The sequence below is a fragment of the Spiroplasma chinense genome (genome assembly GCF_008086545.1).
GTDB classification, from domain to species: Bacteria; Bacillota_I; Bacilli_A; order Mycoplasmatales; family Mycoplasmataceae; genus Spiroplasma_A; species Spiroplasma_A chinense.
Genome location: NZ_CP043026.1, coordinates 265,194 through 283,281, shown reverse-complemented (window position 1 = coordinate 283,281; position 18,088 = coordinate 265,194). Strand labels below are relative to the sequence as shown.

Sequence of the window (18,088 nt, the reverse complement as noted above, 5' to 3'; positions counted from 1 at the left end):
ATTATAATCCTCCCAATTTATCTTGATAACGTTGCAAGTTCTCTGCGTTGAAATCATCTTTTTTACCAAACACTAAATTTAAAGCCAAGTATAAAAGACTGTCATCTTTTTTAATTATCTCATTAACAAGATCTCTTTTATTTTCAACATGTTTTGCTCATTCAAGTTTTAATTCTATTGGCAATTTTCTTGCCTTAACATCAATTATAGAATCAAGTTTTTCTTCAATTTTGTTAATCGCATTTCCTGCTACCAATTGAATTTTGTATTCAACTAAGTTTGAGTCTGAGTTTTGCATTTCATTTATTTTATACTCATAATAATTAGAATAGAAATCTACTAAAGTTTCTGATAAGTATCATAAATAATTTTTATAATCTTGTATTTCATTATTAGATTTAATTAAATCAATAACTGAAATTAACATGTCTTGATAATTTTTTTCTACAACTTCAAAATTTTTATTGTAAAGTTCTTTTGTTATATTTCCAATTTTGTTTATTGTAGCTGCATGTTCTTTTCAAACAGTCGAACGATATTTATCTAAAGAAAGTAACTCTGATCTCAAATTATCTTTTGCATATTCCAATACTTTAACCAAACAATTTCTTACATTGACTTTTCATCCATCAATTTTTCTTTCATCTAATAATGAATTGATTCTAAATATAAAGTTAATATCATTATCTAATTTTATATTGTTCAACATTTCAAATAATGTTGAAGTACTTTTAAATTTGTATTTTTCTAACAACAACATCATAGCTTCTGAATCTCTTGTTTGAGAAGCGTTAATTAAAACATCCTTCAAACATTTTTCTAGAAAGACACTTCCTTCTAAGTTGTCGCTTTCCACTAAAAAGTCGTTTAGTTTTTCAAATGAGCTTTGGTCATCTATTTCTCTTGCTAAATAATCATAAAGCACTTGGTAAAGTTTTTGTTCTAAACCAATACGTTTTAAAAGATTTAACATTATTGTTGAAGTTTGTAATCTTCCTTCAAATAATTCGTTTTCGTAATTTTCAAATAATCTAACCAAATTATCTTCAAACAATTCTTCAATTCTAACTTTACCTTTATTTTTATAAGCGTATACAACTGGAATAAATTGATTGATTGTAGGTATGTGTTTATCTACGATTGAAAAACCAGTTGCATTATTTTCTGAATCTAAATAAATCAATGAGTTATCTCTTAAAATTTCGTGTCCCGAACTTTCAAGATAAGCTACAATTTTATCGTCAACCACTTCAATAGTTTTATCATTAGATTTTGAATTATAAAAAATAATAATTTTAACATTTGATATTAAATCTTTATTTTTTAACATTTTGTTTGTTGACGTAATATCTTGTCCATTTATTAAAAGTAAATTTCAACTTGATCTAACATTAATGTTTGAAATTAAATCTGGTTCTTTTTGGAATTTATCTAATGAGTTGAAATTTCTTTTTGGTACAAAACGTTCTTTTATTTTTTCAGAATATTTGTTTGCAACATCTATTGCAATATCTTTAGAAACGTTTGGGTTTTTTCTAAAATAATTTTCTAAGAAAATATTATCTGTTCTTAATTTAAAAGTATCATTTTCAAAAAATTCTAAAAACGCTTCATTAGCACAAGGTTTAGTATTAGTTAATTGTTTTGCTAAATTTAAATCTTCCAAACCAATTTCTTTATTTAATTCTACTCGAGTTAACATTGCATTATCTCCAAAATATTCGGGTTTAGCATTTACAAAATTACTTGCATTATTTGTTATATCTTTTTCAGAATAAAATTTATCTCCTGGTTTTACAAAGTTTAATTTATGTGAAAGTTTAACACCATTTAATCTTTTATTTCATTCTTGTTCTCTTGAAAGTTCATAACCTTCCATTACAGGATCGTAAATTCAGTTCACATCTAAATTTTTATCCATTTGAGAAATAACAAATTCTTTTTTTATAAATTGTTCTTTTAGTAATTCATTAATTTCAATTTTATCAATTGCTAAATCAATTCCTAAAGTACTTCAACCTGCTTGAGTTTTTTTAAGTTCAATAATTTTAAAATTAATTAAATCTTTTAAAGCTCTTTCAAATAATTCAACATTTAAAATTTTAAAGTCTTCGTTTAAAATTTTTCTAATTGATTTATTTCTATTGGGGTATTCTAAAATGATTGATAAAATTAAAAATTCCATAAACGTAGGTTTTCTAGTTTCAGAATATTTAATTTTTACTGGTAAACAAAACTTTTCATAAAGAATTTCAATTTTATCAAATATCATTTTTATTTCCTCCTATAAAATTTCTTTTGCTGTTTTAAATCCATGATCAAAATCAATTTTTGCAATTATATCTGCATAAACTTCATATGTGTTTGAAACATTTGGATCTTCTACAGTTGGTATTTGAACTGTAATATCATTAACAGCTCTTTGTGCTCCAATTATTACAAGTAACTCTCTTGCTCTACTGAAAGCAACATTTATTCTTTCGTATTTCTTTAAGAACTCTCTACCACTTCTTGACGAAAGTTTTTCAGGATTTCTAACCAAGTTTACAATAACATAGTCAGCTTCTTTACCTTGGAAATCATCAACAGTGTTTACAATAAGTTCAAAGTTTTTATAATTATTTCTTCTAACTTCTTTTTTTAATTTATTTACATGTAATCCATAAAAACTAATTACTGCAAGGGTTGGTTTGTTAGCAAAAGTTTTACCTTCTAAACTTTTATCTATATTTTTTAATGTTTCTAAAGTTAATTTTATTTCTAAATCATTAAATAAACTTGTTGAATATTCTTCGCTCTGTTCAAAACTTAATTGATCGTTTTCATCATTAGAAGAATCTATTCAATAAACTGAACTGTGAGGTCCAATAAAGTCACTTCCATTTTTTGTTTTAACAATTAGGTCATGTCTTTTTTGCTCACTTACTTGCGGTTCAACTTTTAATTCATTATCATAAAATTTATTAACTATATCCATTATTTGTCCGTGACTTCTGTATTGTGTTTTCAACATTGTTGTTACTGATTTATTTTTAGCACCAACTAATGTTTTAAATGCAGATTGATCTAATAGTTCAAATAATTGTTGGTAATTATAATTTTTACCAGTTAATTCATTAACTGTATCAACGTCACTTGGTTGTAATTTTAAAATTGGAGGTAGTTGTCTGTAATCACCAACCAAAATTAATGTCTTTCCATAAACTAAAGGCATTAAAATTTCTAATAGTGTAGCTTTAGAAGCTTCATCAATTATCACAACATCTACATCCATAGTTCTTAGGTTAATTTCATCTAAACCAAGTTTTTTTGCATAGTCATCTTTGTTATATCTAAATAAGTTTGATGAAGTTAAAGTCATAGCATACACATTAACTAAATTATTAATAATTGATGAAGCATATCTTTTTGATTCTTGCATCATTTGATTTGTAAAATTCTTAGTTGCAATTTCTTCATTTCAATTATTTGTAATACCATAACTGTCTTTCAAATATTCACTTACATTTTCGTAAAGGTATTTTAATTCATCATTTTTTGATTTGCTCTCTTCAAGTTTAGTGCTGTATTTTTTTAACTCTGCCTTAACTTGTTCTTCTAAATCTACGTCAGTAACACCAAGTGATAAATTAAATTTAGAGTTTGCATATTTAATTAATTCTCTTAACTCTCCACTTGCACTTCCAACAACTTCAGTTAGTTTTTGTTTTGTAACTTGTAATTCATTTTTTTCAATTTCTAATCTATTTAATTCAACTTCGTTATCTACAACATTACTTTTTTCAAGATTTAAAGTTAATTCAACTTTTAAATCATCAAGTCTTTTTGAAAATGTTGAAAAAATATTTAATAGTTCATTTGCAGATTCATTTTTTAGTAATATTTTTTCTAACATTACTATTCTTTCATCTTCTTGTTGAGCTAAATCAAATTCTGCATTTCTTCTAAACTCTACAGCTCTAACTTTTGCGGTTTGAATATCTGCATAAACTTCATCACTAAATAAAATTTCTTGCGCAACTTTTTGAAGCACAGAAAAAATGTTTCCTTCATCTTCTAATTCAATTGAGTTTTTAAAAACAAATTGATCTAATTCAAATTTAATTTCTTGTTCATAAACTTTTTTAATTTTTTCAGAAACACTTATTGCAATTTTGAAATCTAAATCTTTTAAAACTGAAATTAAATTTTCTATATTTATAAGTTCTTCTTTTAATTCATTTTTTAGACCAATAGAACTTAATTCACTTAATCTTAATTCTTTAATTCGATCATTAATTGAATCAATTTGTTTTTGTATTTCTCTAACTTGATTATTATTTTGGTGGTAACCTTTATTACTTAAAATCAATTTTTCAAGTTTACTTTCAATTTCTTTAAACTCATCTAAAGTATTTTGACTTACCATCATGTCATCATACATTGATTTTGCAATTGATTTATAGTAATTATAAACCACTCTTTCAGGAGAAAAATTATTTGCACTTTTACTCTTTGCATTTATTTGATTTGTTAATCTAATTCTATTAACGTTTGGTTCATAAGGAAGTCTATCAACTACATTTTTTATAGCTTCATGGTTTTGACTTGAGATTAAAACTTTTCTATTTAACTTACTTAACTGATAAATAATTTCACAAATAACTTGTGTTTTACCTGTTCCTGGTGGACCTTGCAGTAAAAAAATATCTTTTGAATTTAAAGCTTTTCTAACAGCTTCTTTTTGCTCAAAATTTAAACTATAGTTAAATTGATCATCACTAATTTCAACTTCGTTTGCACTTTCTGAAAGTTCAATAAGTTTTGTATTAAAAAGATAATTTATCAAATAAGGGTTTTTGGTATTTCCTTCACTTATTCTTTTTAAAACTTGTCTACTTCTATCAATTAAAACATCTTCTCCAATACCAACATAAGCTAAATATCCACTTGATAAATAATCAATATTATTTTTAATTTTAAATAGATCTAAGTCTATATCTAAAGACATTTCATATTGAAGTTTTAAAACTTTTCATTCACTAAATTCCTTAGAAAAGTTCTTTTCTATTTCTAACATTTCTTTTTGTGTACCAAAAATTATATGTCCAGCTTTTTGTCAATAATCAATCAAACTTTCTTGTCCATTTTTTATACCTACCAAATTTGAAAGTGGAACAATGCTACTGCTGTCTTGTACTTTCTCGAATTCAAAATCAAAAATTTCTGCTGGGTTTTTTTGCAGATTATAAACTGGCGGAAATATTTTGTTTAATCTAAAAGGTATTATTGATAAATCATTAGTTTTTCTAATTCTTTCAACTTTTTTTACATTATCAGTTAAAACATCCAAAGTTATAATATTTACCTTTTCATAGACTTCACCATTTCCTTTTAAAATTGGCTCTGCCGATAATTCTAAATAAACATCATTTCTTGAACTATATTCACTTTGAATTTTATTAGACAAAGCTGAATTAAAGTTTTTCTTTTCAACTTTTATAACCTGTTCTATAAAACAACCAAGAAATGGTAGACTATTTTTTCTTTGTATATTTAATAAATCTGATGAAAAGTCTAAATAATTCAATCACTTGGTTTTTTCTTCTTCAAAAGAAGAAACCAGTTTACCAAGTTGTGATATGTTTGAAGAGTTTAAGATACTTCTTCTTAATATTTCGTCAGGAGTCATTTGATTTTGGTATTTAATAACCTGAATTTGAGTTTCTTTTATGGTAGTTTCAAATTCTTGAGGACTGGGTTTTAACCTTGTTTCAAAAATTGAATTAATAGTTAGGTATGGGGTTTGTGGATTTATATTTACAAATAGCCCTAAATAAGTATCTTTTGGAAACTTTGATTGACTTATTGAATTCATCTCTAACCTAACAATAGCATCGTAAATTTGTTTAGTATCTTTTTTTCCTACTTTTCTTGTTTTATCATCAATTAAACAGATAAAACATTGTTTAACCATTGAAGATCTTAAGAAATTTTGAAATTCTTGGTATGTATTAATACCTTCAATGTCCAGTCTTTCAACTATTTGGTCTAATTGAGCTATATTGTCTTTGAACATTACATTTTGAAGATAAGAAAAATCCAAAAAGAGTTCTTTTGTGCCATTGTTTTCAATAATATTACCCATATTTAGTTCCCCCATCAATTACCTTTAATTATAGCATTTTATATTGCTTAGTTAAATATGATAAACATTGACTTTTTGGATTTAGAACTAAAAAAACGCTTTTTTAAGCGTTTGTTTGATGCTCTTTTACTTCTTGTAAATGAGCTTTTTTACATAATACATAAGTTTTTCAGTTTGTTACTAAAATATTTACCAATGGTATTCAAGCTGTAATTAGCATGAACTTTTTCAATCCTTTATTATCTTCAAAATAGTTATCTTTATCTAAATAATCTATTAAGAAGAATCTTGCTAATAAAGCAAAAACATAACAAATAGCTATTTGATGTACAAAGAATATTTTTAAAGGCATTGAAAAATTATTATTGTTTATTGGCTTTGCTAGATCTACTGCACCAATTATCAAAGCAGTTGAAATAACTAAATCTAATAAAGGCACTATTAATCTTAGGTTTCTTATTTGTCTTTTAAATTTAAATTCCATAATTAACATCCCTTTTCTAATACTTTAATTATACTCTTCAAAGTATAACAAAACCATAAAGAACTTGGAAAATATAAATATTAAAAAGTATTTTCTTTTTTAAAATATATTTATTCATTTTCTTGTTTATTTGCACTAATTTCAACAGCCTCTTTGTCTGTTTCTTCTTCATTATCCCTGTTTTTTATTAAGTGATTTCAATAGAAAAATACAAAAGGTCCTAGAAAACAGGTTTTTCACATTTTCTTAATAATCAGGTCGCTATTGTTTAGGTATAATTTCTTTTTTATATCAAATATTGTTCTAATCGGTATTACCACCATAGTTGATGTGATGTATAAACCTACAAAAATTCAAACCAAGTATGGTCTCATATTTGAGTTTTTAGACATCAAAAATATATACACTAATAAAAATAAAAACATTAGAATATAGGTGATAATTACATATGTAAAGTTAAATTTTCTTTTATCGTTCATTTTATTATTCCCTCTAATATTACTTTATCATATCTAAACTCTTTTAAAGTGTTGGTTATAAACAAGTTTAAAAAAACCTATAGCTAAGCTATAGGTTTTGAATATTATTTTATTGAATTTACTTTTTCAACATATTTTTTGGCAATAGTTACAAGTTCTTCATAAGAAACTGTTTTTGCAGCTCCACCTAAATCTGCTGTAACTCCTGCAGCAATACAACCTGCATTTATATAATCTAAAATATTGTTATAATCAATACCTCCAGTTGCCAAGAATTTGTATTCTGGCATAGGATTATGAATTAATTTAATGTAATCTAATGGCATTGAAGTTGCTGGATAAAACTTGATTAAATCAGCACCCGCTTTTCAAAGTGTATGCATTTCAGTTGGAGTTAAAGCTCCAGCAATGCACAATACATCTTGTTCTTTTGCTCATTCAACAACTTCTGGTATAGCTATTGGTGAAACCAAATATTCTGCACCATACTCTAAAGAATTTTTAGCATCTTCCATTGTAATCACAGTTCCTGCCCCCACACTTAGTTCTGGGAAATCAATACTACATTTTTTAATTAATTCTAGTGCATTTGGTATTGTTAGAGTAATCTCGACAAACTTTATTCCCGCTTCATTTGAAGCTTTAACAATATTGTATGCATGATCAAAATCATCAGTTCTAATTATTGTAGAAATTTTATGCTTCTCTAACTTTTCAATATGTTTTTGTATCTCACTCATAATTTTAAATTCCTTTCTGTTATATAATGTATATATTAAGAGGTGTTTTATGAGAAATTTATATAGTTCTTTAATGTTAAGAGCCATTAAAACTGAATATAGTTTCTTTCCCTCACTAGGTTTAGTTAGTAAAAAGAATTCAGGTTCTCATAAAGATATGAACTTTAAAACTTTTCAAAAAAGTTATAAAGCTTTCATTCCATATTTTAAGGAAATTGATAATAATTTAGAATCAATAAATACTTTTAATCAATTAAAACAAATTGGTTTTAAATACGAACAAATTATGTTTAAAAAGACTAAGGATATAAATACTCATAAAGGATTAATATTTTGTTGCGGCATTTTTTATTTTTGTTTTAAAAAATCAAAAATGCTTTCTTTAGATTTTGAAACTTATCTATTACAATTTTGTAAAGAACTTTCAAGAATTCCAAGACCTGTATCCAAATCAAATTCTATGGTAGAGAAATATAATTTAAAACATGCAATTGATTATGCAATTGAAGGTTACAAAATTGTTTTTGAAACCTATATGTTTTACAAGAAATTAAATATTAAAGATGAAAACATAAAACTTTTTACAACACTAATACATCTCACAATTAATTTAGACGACACAACTTTGATAAATAAAATTGGTTTTGAAAATTGACTAGAAATCAAACAAAGCTATATCAAAGTTGAAAATCAGTTAATTAACAACGAATTAACATTTGAAGAAATACTCGAAATAAATCAACAAGCAATAAATAACAATATTTCTCCAGGTGGTTGTGCAGATATTTTAGTTCTAGTTATTTTTCTAGATCTAATTAATTATTCTTAAATATTTTGTTTGGATTTTCTAAAGCTCTTTTATAATATTTCTCTTGAGAGATTATTTCAAAGGTTTCTTTAGAAACCATTTTTTTTATTGTCTCCAAATCATTTTTAAAAATACACTCTCTAACAATTGAAGCACTTACTGCTACATTGTTTTTTTCTAACCTTTTTATTATTTTTAGTTTTATATTTCTTTGATTTAATTCTTCTTTGATTATATTATTATAAATCTCTGTAGTTTTTGAATAAGGTTCTTCACCAACGTATCTTGTTACTTTAGAAAAATTTTTTCCTATTAAATCACAAAATATATTTGCGTCTAATTGAGATTGCTCTTTTATACTTTCTTCTGTTGATTTTAGAAAGTAACTTGGAAATAAATTATTTGAAATTAAATATTGTGTTCCTTTAAGCAACTCAACATTACTAAACTTAGTAATGTTTTTTAATATAATTTCAGTTCTTTCGTCAGTTGAAAAAAACGAAATGTCTTCCAATACCGGAATTAAATATACAATATCATTTTCCTTACTTGCAGTTTCAACTAAATGTTCATGACCTAATGTAAATGGATTTGCATTTAAAATAATAAATGCAGTTTTATTTTTATAATCTAAATTTTGTATCATTTCTTTATAACTTAAATAATCTTTATCATTAGAACTTAAAAATGAAATTCTTTCGTTTTGATATATTAACTTAAAGTTTAAAGATGCAAATATTTTTTTATTTTCAACTTTAGTTACAACCATAGCACTATCATAACCTTGCTGAAATATTTCTTTCATTACCATTGTAATTAAAGTGTTTGAAATATTTTCACCTCAATGTTTTTCATCAATAGCTATATTTTTTATTAAATTATTTTTCTTACTACACACTGCAACAATACTGTTGTTTTCAGTTACAACAATAGTTAAATCTACATCTGTGTATTTTAATTTAAATTTTTCTAAAAAGTTTTCAATTTTATTTTTTCATATTTTGCTGTCTAAATTTATTTTTTCAAAAACGTAGTTACTCATCAAGATTTAAAATTAAATCTTTCAATGTTGCAAAATAATCAGATAAAACTTTTTGATAGTCTTCGAAATTTTCATCCATAATGGCATCACATATTCTTAAATGATAGTCTCTCATATTAAAACCACCTTCTAGAATTTTTTTATTAATTTGGTAATTTATATTACCAAAAACCATTTCTAATCCTTTAAATATTTTTTTAGTATATTCTTTATTAGATATAGAAAATAGTCTTACATAAAATTGTGTGTTTCATTTTTTTACAAGATCGTAATTGTTTACATCCATTTTTTTTAAATTTCTTTTAATGTTTTCAACTATATAATAACCATTCTTATTTAAGTTTTCAAAAACATCCAAAAAGAGAATTTCTTTTATTTTAATTCTTAAATTAGTAAGTTCCATGACTTCGTCTGTTGTAAGTTTTTTTACAACAGCTCCCATAGATTTTTTTGTAACTACAACGCCACTACTCTCTAATTCTTTTAATACATCTCTAATTTTTGTTCTACTAACTTTATAAATATTTACAAGTTCAAGTTCTTTTAATCTATCTCCTGGTAAATAATTTCCTTTTAAGATTTCATTTATAATGTCATCAAAAATATATTCATGCGGCAAAACAAAACTGGTTTCCTCAGACATTTTTTTATTTGCAAAGGCTACCAATTCTTCATAGGGATGAGTTTGTTTAAAAGCACAAACCTTTGCAGGTTGATCACACATAAAACATTTACGTGGAAAACCTGCAAGGTTTTGTCTAGATATTTTATTATTTATGTCTAAATAAACATCAATATCAATTAAAGAGCTAACGTCTCCAATTCTTTGTTCAAATTTTAACGATAATTTTTTCACTTCGTATGCATCAGCATCATTAAATCATACATAGTACATGTAACCTGCTGAGTCAACTACAGCTTCATAATTAAGAGAATCATATGTTTTATTTATAAAAGAAACATATTCAAAAAAATATTTTTTTATGAACGCTTCTTTGTCTGCACCCAACTTTTGATCACCTGGGATATTTAAACCGAAAGTTACAATAAAATCATAATTTGACAGTTTATTTTGTAAGAGTAGTGTTCTCTTTTCTCTTGCCGCTAAAATTAATTCTAACATATTATCCCTTTCTTTTATAAATGATATCTAATACCGACCCGTCCCTTGCTTCAACTATCGCAACAGGTCTATTATAATCTCATTCTATAGGTTTTGCTTTTCCAACAATACCTTCAGCAAAGTCTCTCATTTCTTGTAGACTTTTTAATTTTACTCCAGCTTTAGAAAATTCATCAAGTAAATCTTTTCTTAAAGGATTTACCGCAATACCAAAGTCGGTCACAATAACATCAACTGTATTTCCAGGAGTAATAATTGTGTTTACTTTATCAACAACACAACTCATTCTTCCTCGAATCAACGGTAAACATACTATTGAAATTTTTGCAGCTTCAGCTGTATCTGAATGTCCTCCTGAAGCTCCTCGAATTACCCCATCACTACCTGTCATAACATTTACATTAAAGTTTATGTCAACTTCTAATGCACTTAAAATTACAAAATCTAAATTGTTTACGAATGGTGATTTGTTATGAGGGTTTGCATACATAGATGCAGAAATTTCTATATGATCATTATTTTCATAAATTGATTCTACTGCTGCAAGATCAAAACATTGTGTATCCAAAATTCTCTTAACAAGTCCTTCTTTATACATTGAAACTTGATGTGAAGTTATACCTCCAAGTGCATAACTTGCAACAACACCTTTTTCAATCATATGTTTTTTTAAATACTTTACAGCCGAAAGTGAAGCCCCTCCACTTCCCATTTGAATTGAGAAATCATTTTTAAATAAACTTGAGTTAACAATAACTTTGGTAATGTTTTCTGCAATTATTTCTTCTTTGGGATTAGTGGTTAACCTAATAGCACCACTCATAATTCCTTTTGAATCACCAATTTCATCAACTTCAACTACATAATCCACATGATTTTGTGGAATTGAAATTACACTATTTGGATATTCTACTAAGTTATCAGTTAATATGATTGTTGTTTTTGCATATTGTGCATCAACCATTGCATAACCCAAACTTCCACAACGAGATTTTCCCATCATACCATTTGCATTACCCATACAATCACTTGCACTTGCTGCCATAAAAGCTACATCAATTTTTAAATCACCAGATTCAATAGCTCTTGCTCTTCCTCCGTGACTTCTAATTATTAAAGGCGTTTCACAATTACCAGCAGAAATAAATTCACCCAATTCATCTCTACAACCAGATGATTGCAAAGCTTTTACATAACCATCTTTAATATATTGTCCTAAAAAATTGTGTGCATCTGTAAAACTACTACTTGCAACTGTCAAATCTTTTATTCCAAGTTTTTTAATAACTTCCATTACAACTTTAACTGTTTTATCTCCATTTCTGAAATGGTGATGGAAAGAAATTGTCATACCATTTTGAAGTCCACTATTCTTTATAGCAGTTTCAAGATCTACAACTTTATCTCTTACAATTCCTTTGTTAGGAAGTTCTTTTAAATTAGAACTAAATGTTGAAGTTCTAACTTCTTTTGGTTGATAAGGAACTAAATTAGTTCCAGTATTTTTAAAGTTTTTTTCTAGATACTCTTTTGTTAAAATCGGTTTTTCCATTATAAAGCACCCTCCATATCAAATTCTTTTGCTAATTCAATAATTTCAAGTTGCTTTTCAACAACTGGTTTATCTACCATGTTACCTTTGAATAAGAAAACACCTTTTCCAAGTTTTACACTTTCTTCAAAAGCTTCTTTCATTTCAAGAGCATATTCTAATTGTTCTTGTGTTGGTTTATAAACTTCATTAATTAATCGAATTTGGTTTGGGTGAATTACAGATTTACCATCAAATCCAAGTGATTTTATAAATTTGAATTCATTAATAAATCCTTGATCATCTGATGTATTTCCATAAACTACGTCAAATACATCCAATTTTAAAGCTCTTCCAACATGAACTAAATGTTGGCGAGCATATAATAATTCTTCACGATTTGGCAATCTACTCCCTTTTAAGTCAAGTAAGTAGTCCATTCCTCCAAGAGCAATACCAACAATTCTGTCGCTTGCTTTGGCAACTTCAAATGCATTCAATATACCCAAAGCACTTTCAAAGGCTATAAATATTTTTAGTTTATAATCTAAATTATTTTCTTTTTCATATTTTTCCATTAAAGCAACTAGTTGATTTACATCATCAACAGTTTCTGCTTTTGGAAGCCTAATCATATTTGCTTTTGCTTTTATACAAGCTTCAATATCTTTTTCAAAAAATTCAGTATCTAAGCCATTAATTCTTACACAAGTTTCAATTCCACTTGCATTGTAATCTATATCGTTTAATATTTCTATTAATAACATTCTTGCTGCATCTTTTTCTGAGTATGCAACAGCATCTTCTAAATCAAACATAATTGTGTCTGGTTTATAGAAGACTGAATCTCTATAAAGTGAAGGTCGATCTGCAGGAACAAATAACATATGTTTTCTAGGTTTTACTCTATCAAATTTAACCATTATTTATTCAAAAATCTCTCTAATCCAGTTTTAGTTCTGGCTCTAATTACTGCAGGGATTGCCCCTTGATCGTTCACTTCGATTTTTGCATTATTTACATTATATTCATTACAAATATTTGAAATAATTTCTTTTATTTCGTCTCCATACTGTTGAATGAATTTTGAATCAATAACTATTTCATTATGTCCTGCTGAACTTTCAGAAATAGACATCATTAAGTCTCCACTCTCAACACTACCTACCACTATTTTTTCCATATATTCTCCTTTATTATATTGCCACAACTGCAAGAGCTGTTTCTGCGGTGCTTGGTGGATATTGTGCAAACGCAATGGCCGCAAACACCAGAACTACACTACCTGCAATTCTACAAGTAATTTGTCCAAATGGCATTAACTCCATTCTTTCACTTGTTCCCAGAACCGCAATAGCTCCAGATCCACCTTGTGCTGTCATACATAATCCAGCTGAAACCGCTCCTTCAACGGCATTAAATTTCAATGGTTTTGCTATTAACATTGGTCCAACTGTTGCACCAACTACAAATAATGCTGATATAAATAATGCCTCTCCATTAAGTGCTGCTATAAATGTTTTTAAGTCTATGTAAATAATACCAACACCTACCATTAATAATCAAGTAGTTTGTTTTGAAATAAATTTGTTAATTTTTTCAGCTCCCAGTTTCATTTCAACAGGAACTACATTAGCTAAGTTTAATGCTAAACAAATAACAATCATTCATGCAAAGTTAGGCACTAAAATTTTAATTCTCTCTTCTGTAAAAATAGCTTTTTCAAATAAATCACTTAACATATAGATCATCATTATCATTAACAATGCTGATGCAATATTTCTATCATTTACTTTTGCAGTTCTATCCACTGTGTGAATATCTCTTAACATTAATTTACCATTTCCAGATAAACTTGGTTTTGCTTTTCCAACACCGTTTACAATAGCTGCTGCAACTACAGATAAGATTGAAGCTAAAGTTGAAATTGCAAGTCCTCTTGAAATTCAAGCTCCTTCATCATATCCAAATTTACCAGCTATTTTACCAATAGGTTGGATTCCTCCACCATTTCCATCAGCTAAAATTGGTAATGCATAATATAAAACTAATTCTTTGGTATTCATACCTGTTATCATTGCACCTAAATAACCTAAAATAAGTCCAATTACTGTTCCCATAATAATAAGTGCAAAGAAACCACCAATAGATTTAATAATCATTTTTCTTGGAATTAATAATACAGCTCCCACTAATAACACAGAAATATAGAAACTTAGGAAGTCTTGATTTTTAAATCAGACAAGTACTGCATTATAAACAAAATGCCCTGCATTCCAATCAGTTTGTGGTATTCCTTTGGGATTTGAAATTACTCCAAAATAAACTAGGAAGGTTCCAACAAACATTGAACCCATCACAGCGCCTCCAAAGTATTTTTTTCAAATTGGAATTTTACCAAATACTACCCCTGATGCTATCGCAATAGTTAGCAAAACTCCTGGTCCGTAAACCATGTTTGCATCCACTGTTTTTGTAGCAATACAAGCTGCTAATATACCAACAAATCCAGCATACATTCAAAATGGAATTGTCCAAATTTTTATATTTATTCAGTCTTTGAAAGTTCATTGACTGCATTTTGCAAATTTAATCTTTCAATCTAATTTTCAAAGATCATATTTGGTTTTGATTTCTTCTTTTTTATCAACCATTTTTAAACCAAATGGTTTAAATAACTTATCTCCACTTTCAAACAGTTCTGCTTGAGCTGCAAACATAGCTATTTTCTTTTCTTTACCTCTCAATTCAGAAAAATTACTTTCTTTTTGAGTTTTTCAATTCCTTTTAAAATTGATTTTTGATATTTTATAATCAATTGCTGTCAGTTTAATTCTTACGTTGTTTTCGTGAGCACCTTTGGTTCCATCCAAAAGGTCTTCTTTTCCCAAACTAAGATTTTTTTTGATAATCTCATAATCTTCATTAATATCTTCTAATCTTTTTATTCTATACTCTTCTAATTTTGTTATCACTTCATTATTTTGTCCAGAAGACTTTAAATTACTTATCTTTTTTTCGAATTTAGCTTCTGTTTTTTCTATTCGTTGTTTATATCTTAATTCTTCTAGTTTTGTTTTTTTATCCAAAACTTCTAGTTGTTTGGCTTCATAATTATCAAGTTTAGACTTACTCTTGTCCACTTTTTCTTGAGCCTTGCTCTTTTTGAGTTTGAAACGTTCTGTTTCTTCAACTGTCAACACTAGCTTCATATCTTTTTTCCTTTCGTAGCATCTCTGCTAACTTAATTATCTACCATTTTAGGAAAATTGTATACAATAATTGTATACAATTTTAAAATTAACAACAAAAAAAATAACCTTTTCAGGCTATTTGACTACGATATTTACAATTTTGTCAGGAACAGCAATTTCTTTAACAATTTCTTTTCCTTGAATATTTTCAGCAATGTTTTGAATTTCTTTTGCTTTTGAAATTAATTCTTCTTTTGCTAAACCTTTATCAGCTTCAAAAGTGGCTTTAAGTTTACCATTAATTTGAACCGCAATTGTTACTGTATTTAATACAAGTTTGCTTTCATCATAACTTGGTCATTCTTGAAGACAAACTGAATTTTTATTTCCCATTTTTTCTCATAACTCTTCAGCTAAGTGAGGGGCAAAAACAGATAACATTTTTGTAAAGTTAAAAATGTATTCTTTGTAAACTGGTGTTGTTTCTTTGTAAACTGCGTTTACAAATACCATTAATTGAGAAATTGCAGTATTAAATTTACATTCTTCAATCATTTTTGTAACTTTTTTTACAACATCATTATAAACAAAGTCTAGGTTACCATTGTTTTGATCTGTCAATTCAATAGTTTCAACCATTCTATAAACTCTATCTAATCATTTTCTAGCACCATCTAATCCTTTAAAACTTCAAGGTAATGATGCTTCAAGTGGTCCCATAAATACTTCATATAATCTTAAAGTATCTGCTCCATGAGATTCTACAATTTCATCTGGATTAATTACGTTACCTTTTGATTTAGACATTTTTTCACCAGTATCTGCCAAAATCATTCCTTGATTAATTAGTTTTTGGAATGGTTCTGGTGTTGGTACAACACCAAGATCAAATAACACTTGGTGTCAAAAACGTGCATACATTAGGTGAAGAACTGCATGTTCTTGTCCCCCAATATACAAGTCTACAGGTAATCATTTTTTAAATAACTCTTTAGCTTCTTGTGATTCAATATCAATTAGTTCGTTTGGACTTACAGTTAAAATGTATGCCAAGTAATATCAACAAGAACCCGCTCATTGAGGCATTGTATTTGTTTCTCTTTTTGCTTTTTTACCGTTATACTCAACGTTTACTCAATCGGTTAAATTGGCAAGTGGAGATTCTCCAGTTCCTGATGGTTTAATGTAATCTGTTTTTGGTAATTCCAAAGGAAGATCTTTTTCATCAATTAGAGCAATTTCTCCATCTTCTAAAAATAATACAGGGAAAGGTTCTCCGTAAAATCTTTGTCTTGAGAATAATCAATCTCTAAGTTTATAGTTAATTCTTTCTTCTCCAGCATTTAATTCTTTTAGTTTTTTACCCATAGCTTCAATTGCTTGGATTCTATCTAAACCATCTAAAAATTCTGAATTAATGTGAATCCCTTCACCAACAAACGCTTTTGATTCATCTTTTGTTTCAATTACAAATTTGATTGGTAAATCATATTTACTTGCAAATTTTCAATCTCTTTCATCATGTGCTGGAACTGCCATTACAGCACCAGTTGCATAATCATTTAAAACATAATCTGCAACTCAAACTGGTACTTTATCACCATTAACTGGGTTTATTACATAACTTCCAGTAAAGACACCAGTTTTTTCTTTTGAATCATCTTGTCTTTCAATATCAGTTTTTGTTTTTGTAACTTCAATATATTTTTTTACATTATCTAAATTATCTTGGGTTGTTAATTTTAAAACATTTTCATTTTCAGGTGCTAAAACAATGTATGAAACACCAAAAATAGTATCTGCTCTAGTTGTAAATACTTTAATTACATCATCTTTATTTTCAACTTTAAAATCTATTAACATACCTTTAGATTTACCAATTCAGTTTTTTTGTAATTCTTTTACTGAATTTGGTCAATCTAAACCTTCAAGTCCATCAAGTAATCTGTCTGCATATTTTGTAATTTTTAAAACTCATTGTTTCATTGGTTTTTTAATAACTTCAAAACCACCAACTTCACTTACCATTTTACCGTTTTCTAAAATTACTTCTTCATTTGCAAGAACTGTTCCCAATCCTTCACATCAATTAACATTAGCTTCTCTAATTTCTGCTAATCCTTTTTTGTAAAGTTGTTGAAAAATTCATTGTGTTACTTTGTAATAATTTGGATGACTTGTGTTAACTTCCTTTTCATAATCATAACTAAAACCTAATGTTTTTAATTGTGCTCTAAAAATATCAATATTTTTAGCTGTAAATTCTCTTGGATCATTTCCTGTTTTAAGTGCATATTGTTCTGCTGGAAGACCAAATGCATCTCACCCAATTGGGTGAAGTACATCATATTGTTGCATTCTTCTCATTCTTGCAAAAACATCAGTTGCAGTATATCCTTTTGGGTGTCCTACATGAAGTCCAGCTCCACTTGGATAAGGAAACATATCTAGTACAAAAGATTTTTTATCGTGATTATTTGTTGTTTTAAAAGTATGATTTTCATCTCAATACTTTTGTCATTTTTTTTCTATTTTTTTATGTGAAAATTCCATAATTGCT

The 18,088-nt window shown here is 27.1% G+C and carries 13 protein-coding genes; 1 reads left to right on the top strand and 12 read right to left on the bottom strand.

Annotated elements, in window-relative coordinates:
- Position 1: 1 nt before the first annotated feature.
- The 5 genes from SCHIN_RS01330 to SCHIN_RS01310 form a co-directional block, all read right to left on the bottom strand.
- Positions 2-2,272 (bottom strand): hypothetical protein, encoded by a 2,271-nt coding sequence (locus tag SCHIN_RS01330; protein WP_166507837.1) that lies wholly within the window; start codon positions 2,270-2,272, stop codon positions 2-4.
- Positions 2,273-2,284: 12 nt separating this feature from the next.
- On the bottom strand, positions 2,285-6,127 hold the full coding sequence (locus tag SCHIN_RS01325; protein WP_166507836.1) for an AAA domain-containing protein: 3,843 nt from the start codon (positions 6,125-6,127) through the stop codon (positions 2,285-2,287).
- 103 nt (positions 6,128-6,230) lie between these two features.
- Positions 6,231-6,611 (bottom strand): hypothetical protein, encoded by a 381-nt coding sequence (locus SCHIN_RS01320; RefSeq protein WP_166507835.1) that lies wholly within the window; start codon positions 6,609-6,611, stop codon positions 6,231-6,233.
- Positions 6,612-6,721: 110 nt separating this feature from the next.
- Entirely contained in the window at positions 6,722-7,090 is a 369-nt protein-coding gene (locus SCHIN_RS01315) for a hypothetical protein (RefSeq protein ID WP_166507834.1), read from the bottom strand.
- A 104-nt stretch (positions 7,091-7,194) separates the two neighbouring features.
- Positions 7,195-7,830, bottom strand: a complete 636-nt coding sequence (locus SCHIN_RS01310; RefSeq protein ID WP_166507833.1) for a bifunctional 4-hydroxy-2-oxoglutarate aldolase/2-dehydro-3-deoxy-phosphogluconate aldolase — start codon at positions 7,828-7,830, stop codon at positions 7,195-7,197.
- 49 nt (positions 7,831-7,879) lie between these two features.
- On the opposite strand from SCHIN_RS01310, the gene SCHIN_RS01305 reads away from it, so the two are divergent.
- Positions 7,880-8,659 carry a triphosphoribosyl-dephospho-CoA synthase gene (locus tag SCHIN_RS01305; protein ID WP_166507832.1) on the top strand — a complete coding sequence of 260 codons (780 nt, stop codon included), beginning with the start codon at positions 7,880-7,882 and terminating at the stop codon, positions 8,657-8,659.
- Here the strand turns inward: SCHIN_RS01305 and SCHIN_RS01300 are convergent.
- The 7 genes from SCHIN_RS01300 to leuS all read right to left on the bottom strand — a co-directional run bounded on the left by SCHIN_RS01300 (position 8,646) and on the right by leuS (position 18,081).
- Positions 8,646-9,680, bottom strand: a complete 1,035-nt coding sequence (locus SCHIN_RS01300; protein WP_166507831.1) for a nucleotidyl transferase family protein — start codon at positions 9,678-9,680, stop codon at positions 8,646-8,648. The two genes, SCHIN_RS01305 and SCHIN_RS01300, sit on opposite strands and share 14 nt — an antisense overlap.
- Positions 9,673-10,803, bottom strand: a complete 1,131-nt coding sequence (locus SCHIN_RS01295) for a citrate lyase holo-[acyl-carrier protein] synthase (protein ID WP_166507830.1) — start codon at positions 10,801-10,803, stop codon at positions 9,673-9,675. Before SCHIN_RS01295 ends, SCHIN_RS01300 begins: the two co-directional genes overlap by 8 nt.
- A 1-nt stretch (position 10,804) precedes the next feature.
- The gene (gene citF / locus SCHIN_RS01290) at positions 10,805-12,355 is read right to left on the bottom strand and encodes a citrate lyase subunit alpha (RefSeq protein ID WP_166507829.1); all 1,551 of its coding nucleotides are present in this window, start codon (positions 12,353-12,355) and stop codon (positions 10,805-10,807) included.
- A complete protein-coding gene (locus SCHIN_RS01285; protein WP_166507828.1) occupies positions 12,355-13,257 on the bottom strand; it encodes an aldolase/citrate lyase family protein in 903 nt (300 codons plus the stop codon). The genes citF and SCHIN_RS01285 overlap by 1 nt, the downstream gene beginning before the upstream one ends.
- Entirely contained in the window at positions 13,257-13,517 is a 261-nt protein-coding gene (gene citD / locus SCHIN_RS01280) for a citrate lyase acyl carrier protein (RefSeq protein WP_166507827.1), read from the bottom strand. The genes SCHIN_RS01285 and citD overlap by 1 nt, the downstream gene beginning before the upstream one ends.
- A 13-nt stretch (positions 13,518-13,530) precedes the next feature.
- Positions 13,531-15,546 carry a 2-hydroxycarboxylate transporter family protein gene (locus SCHIN_RS01275; RefSeq protein WP_166507826.1) on the bottom strand — a complete coding sequence of 672 codons (2,016 nt, stop codon included), beginning with the start codon at positions 15,544-15,546 and terminating at the stop codon, positions 13,531-13,533.
- A 117-nt stretch (positions 15,547-15,663) separates the two neighbouring features.
- Entirely contained in the window at positions 15,664-18,081 is a 2,418-nt protein-coding gene (leuS, locus tag SCHIN_RS01270) for a leucine--tRNA ligase (protein ID WP_166507825.1), read from the bottom strand.
- Positions 18,082-18,088: the final 7 nt, after the last annotated feature.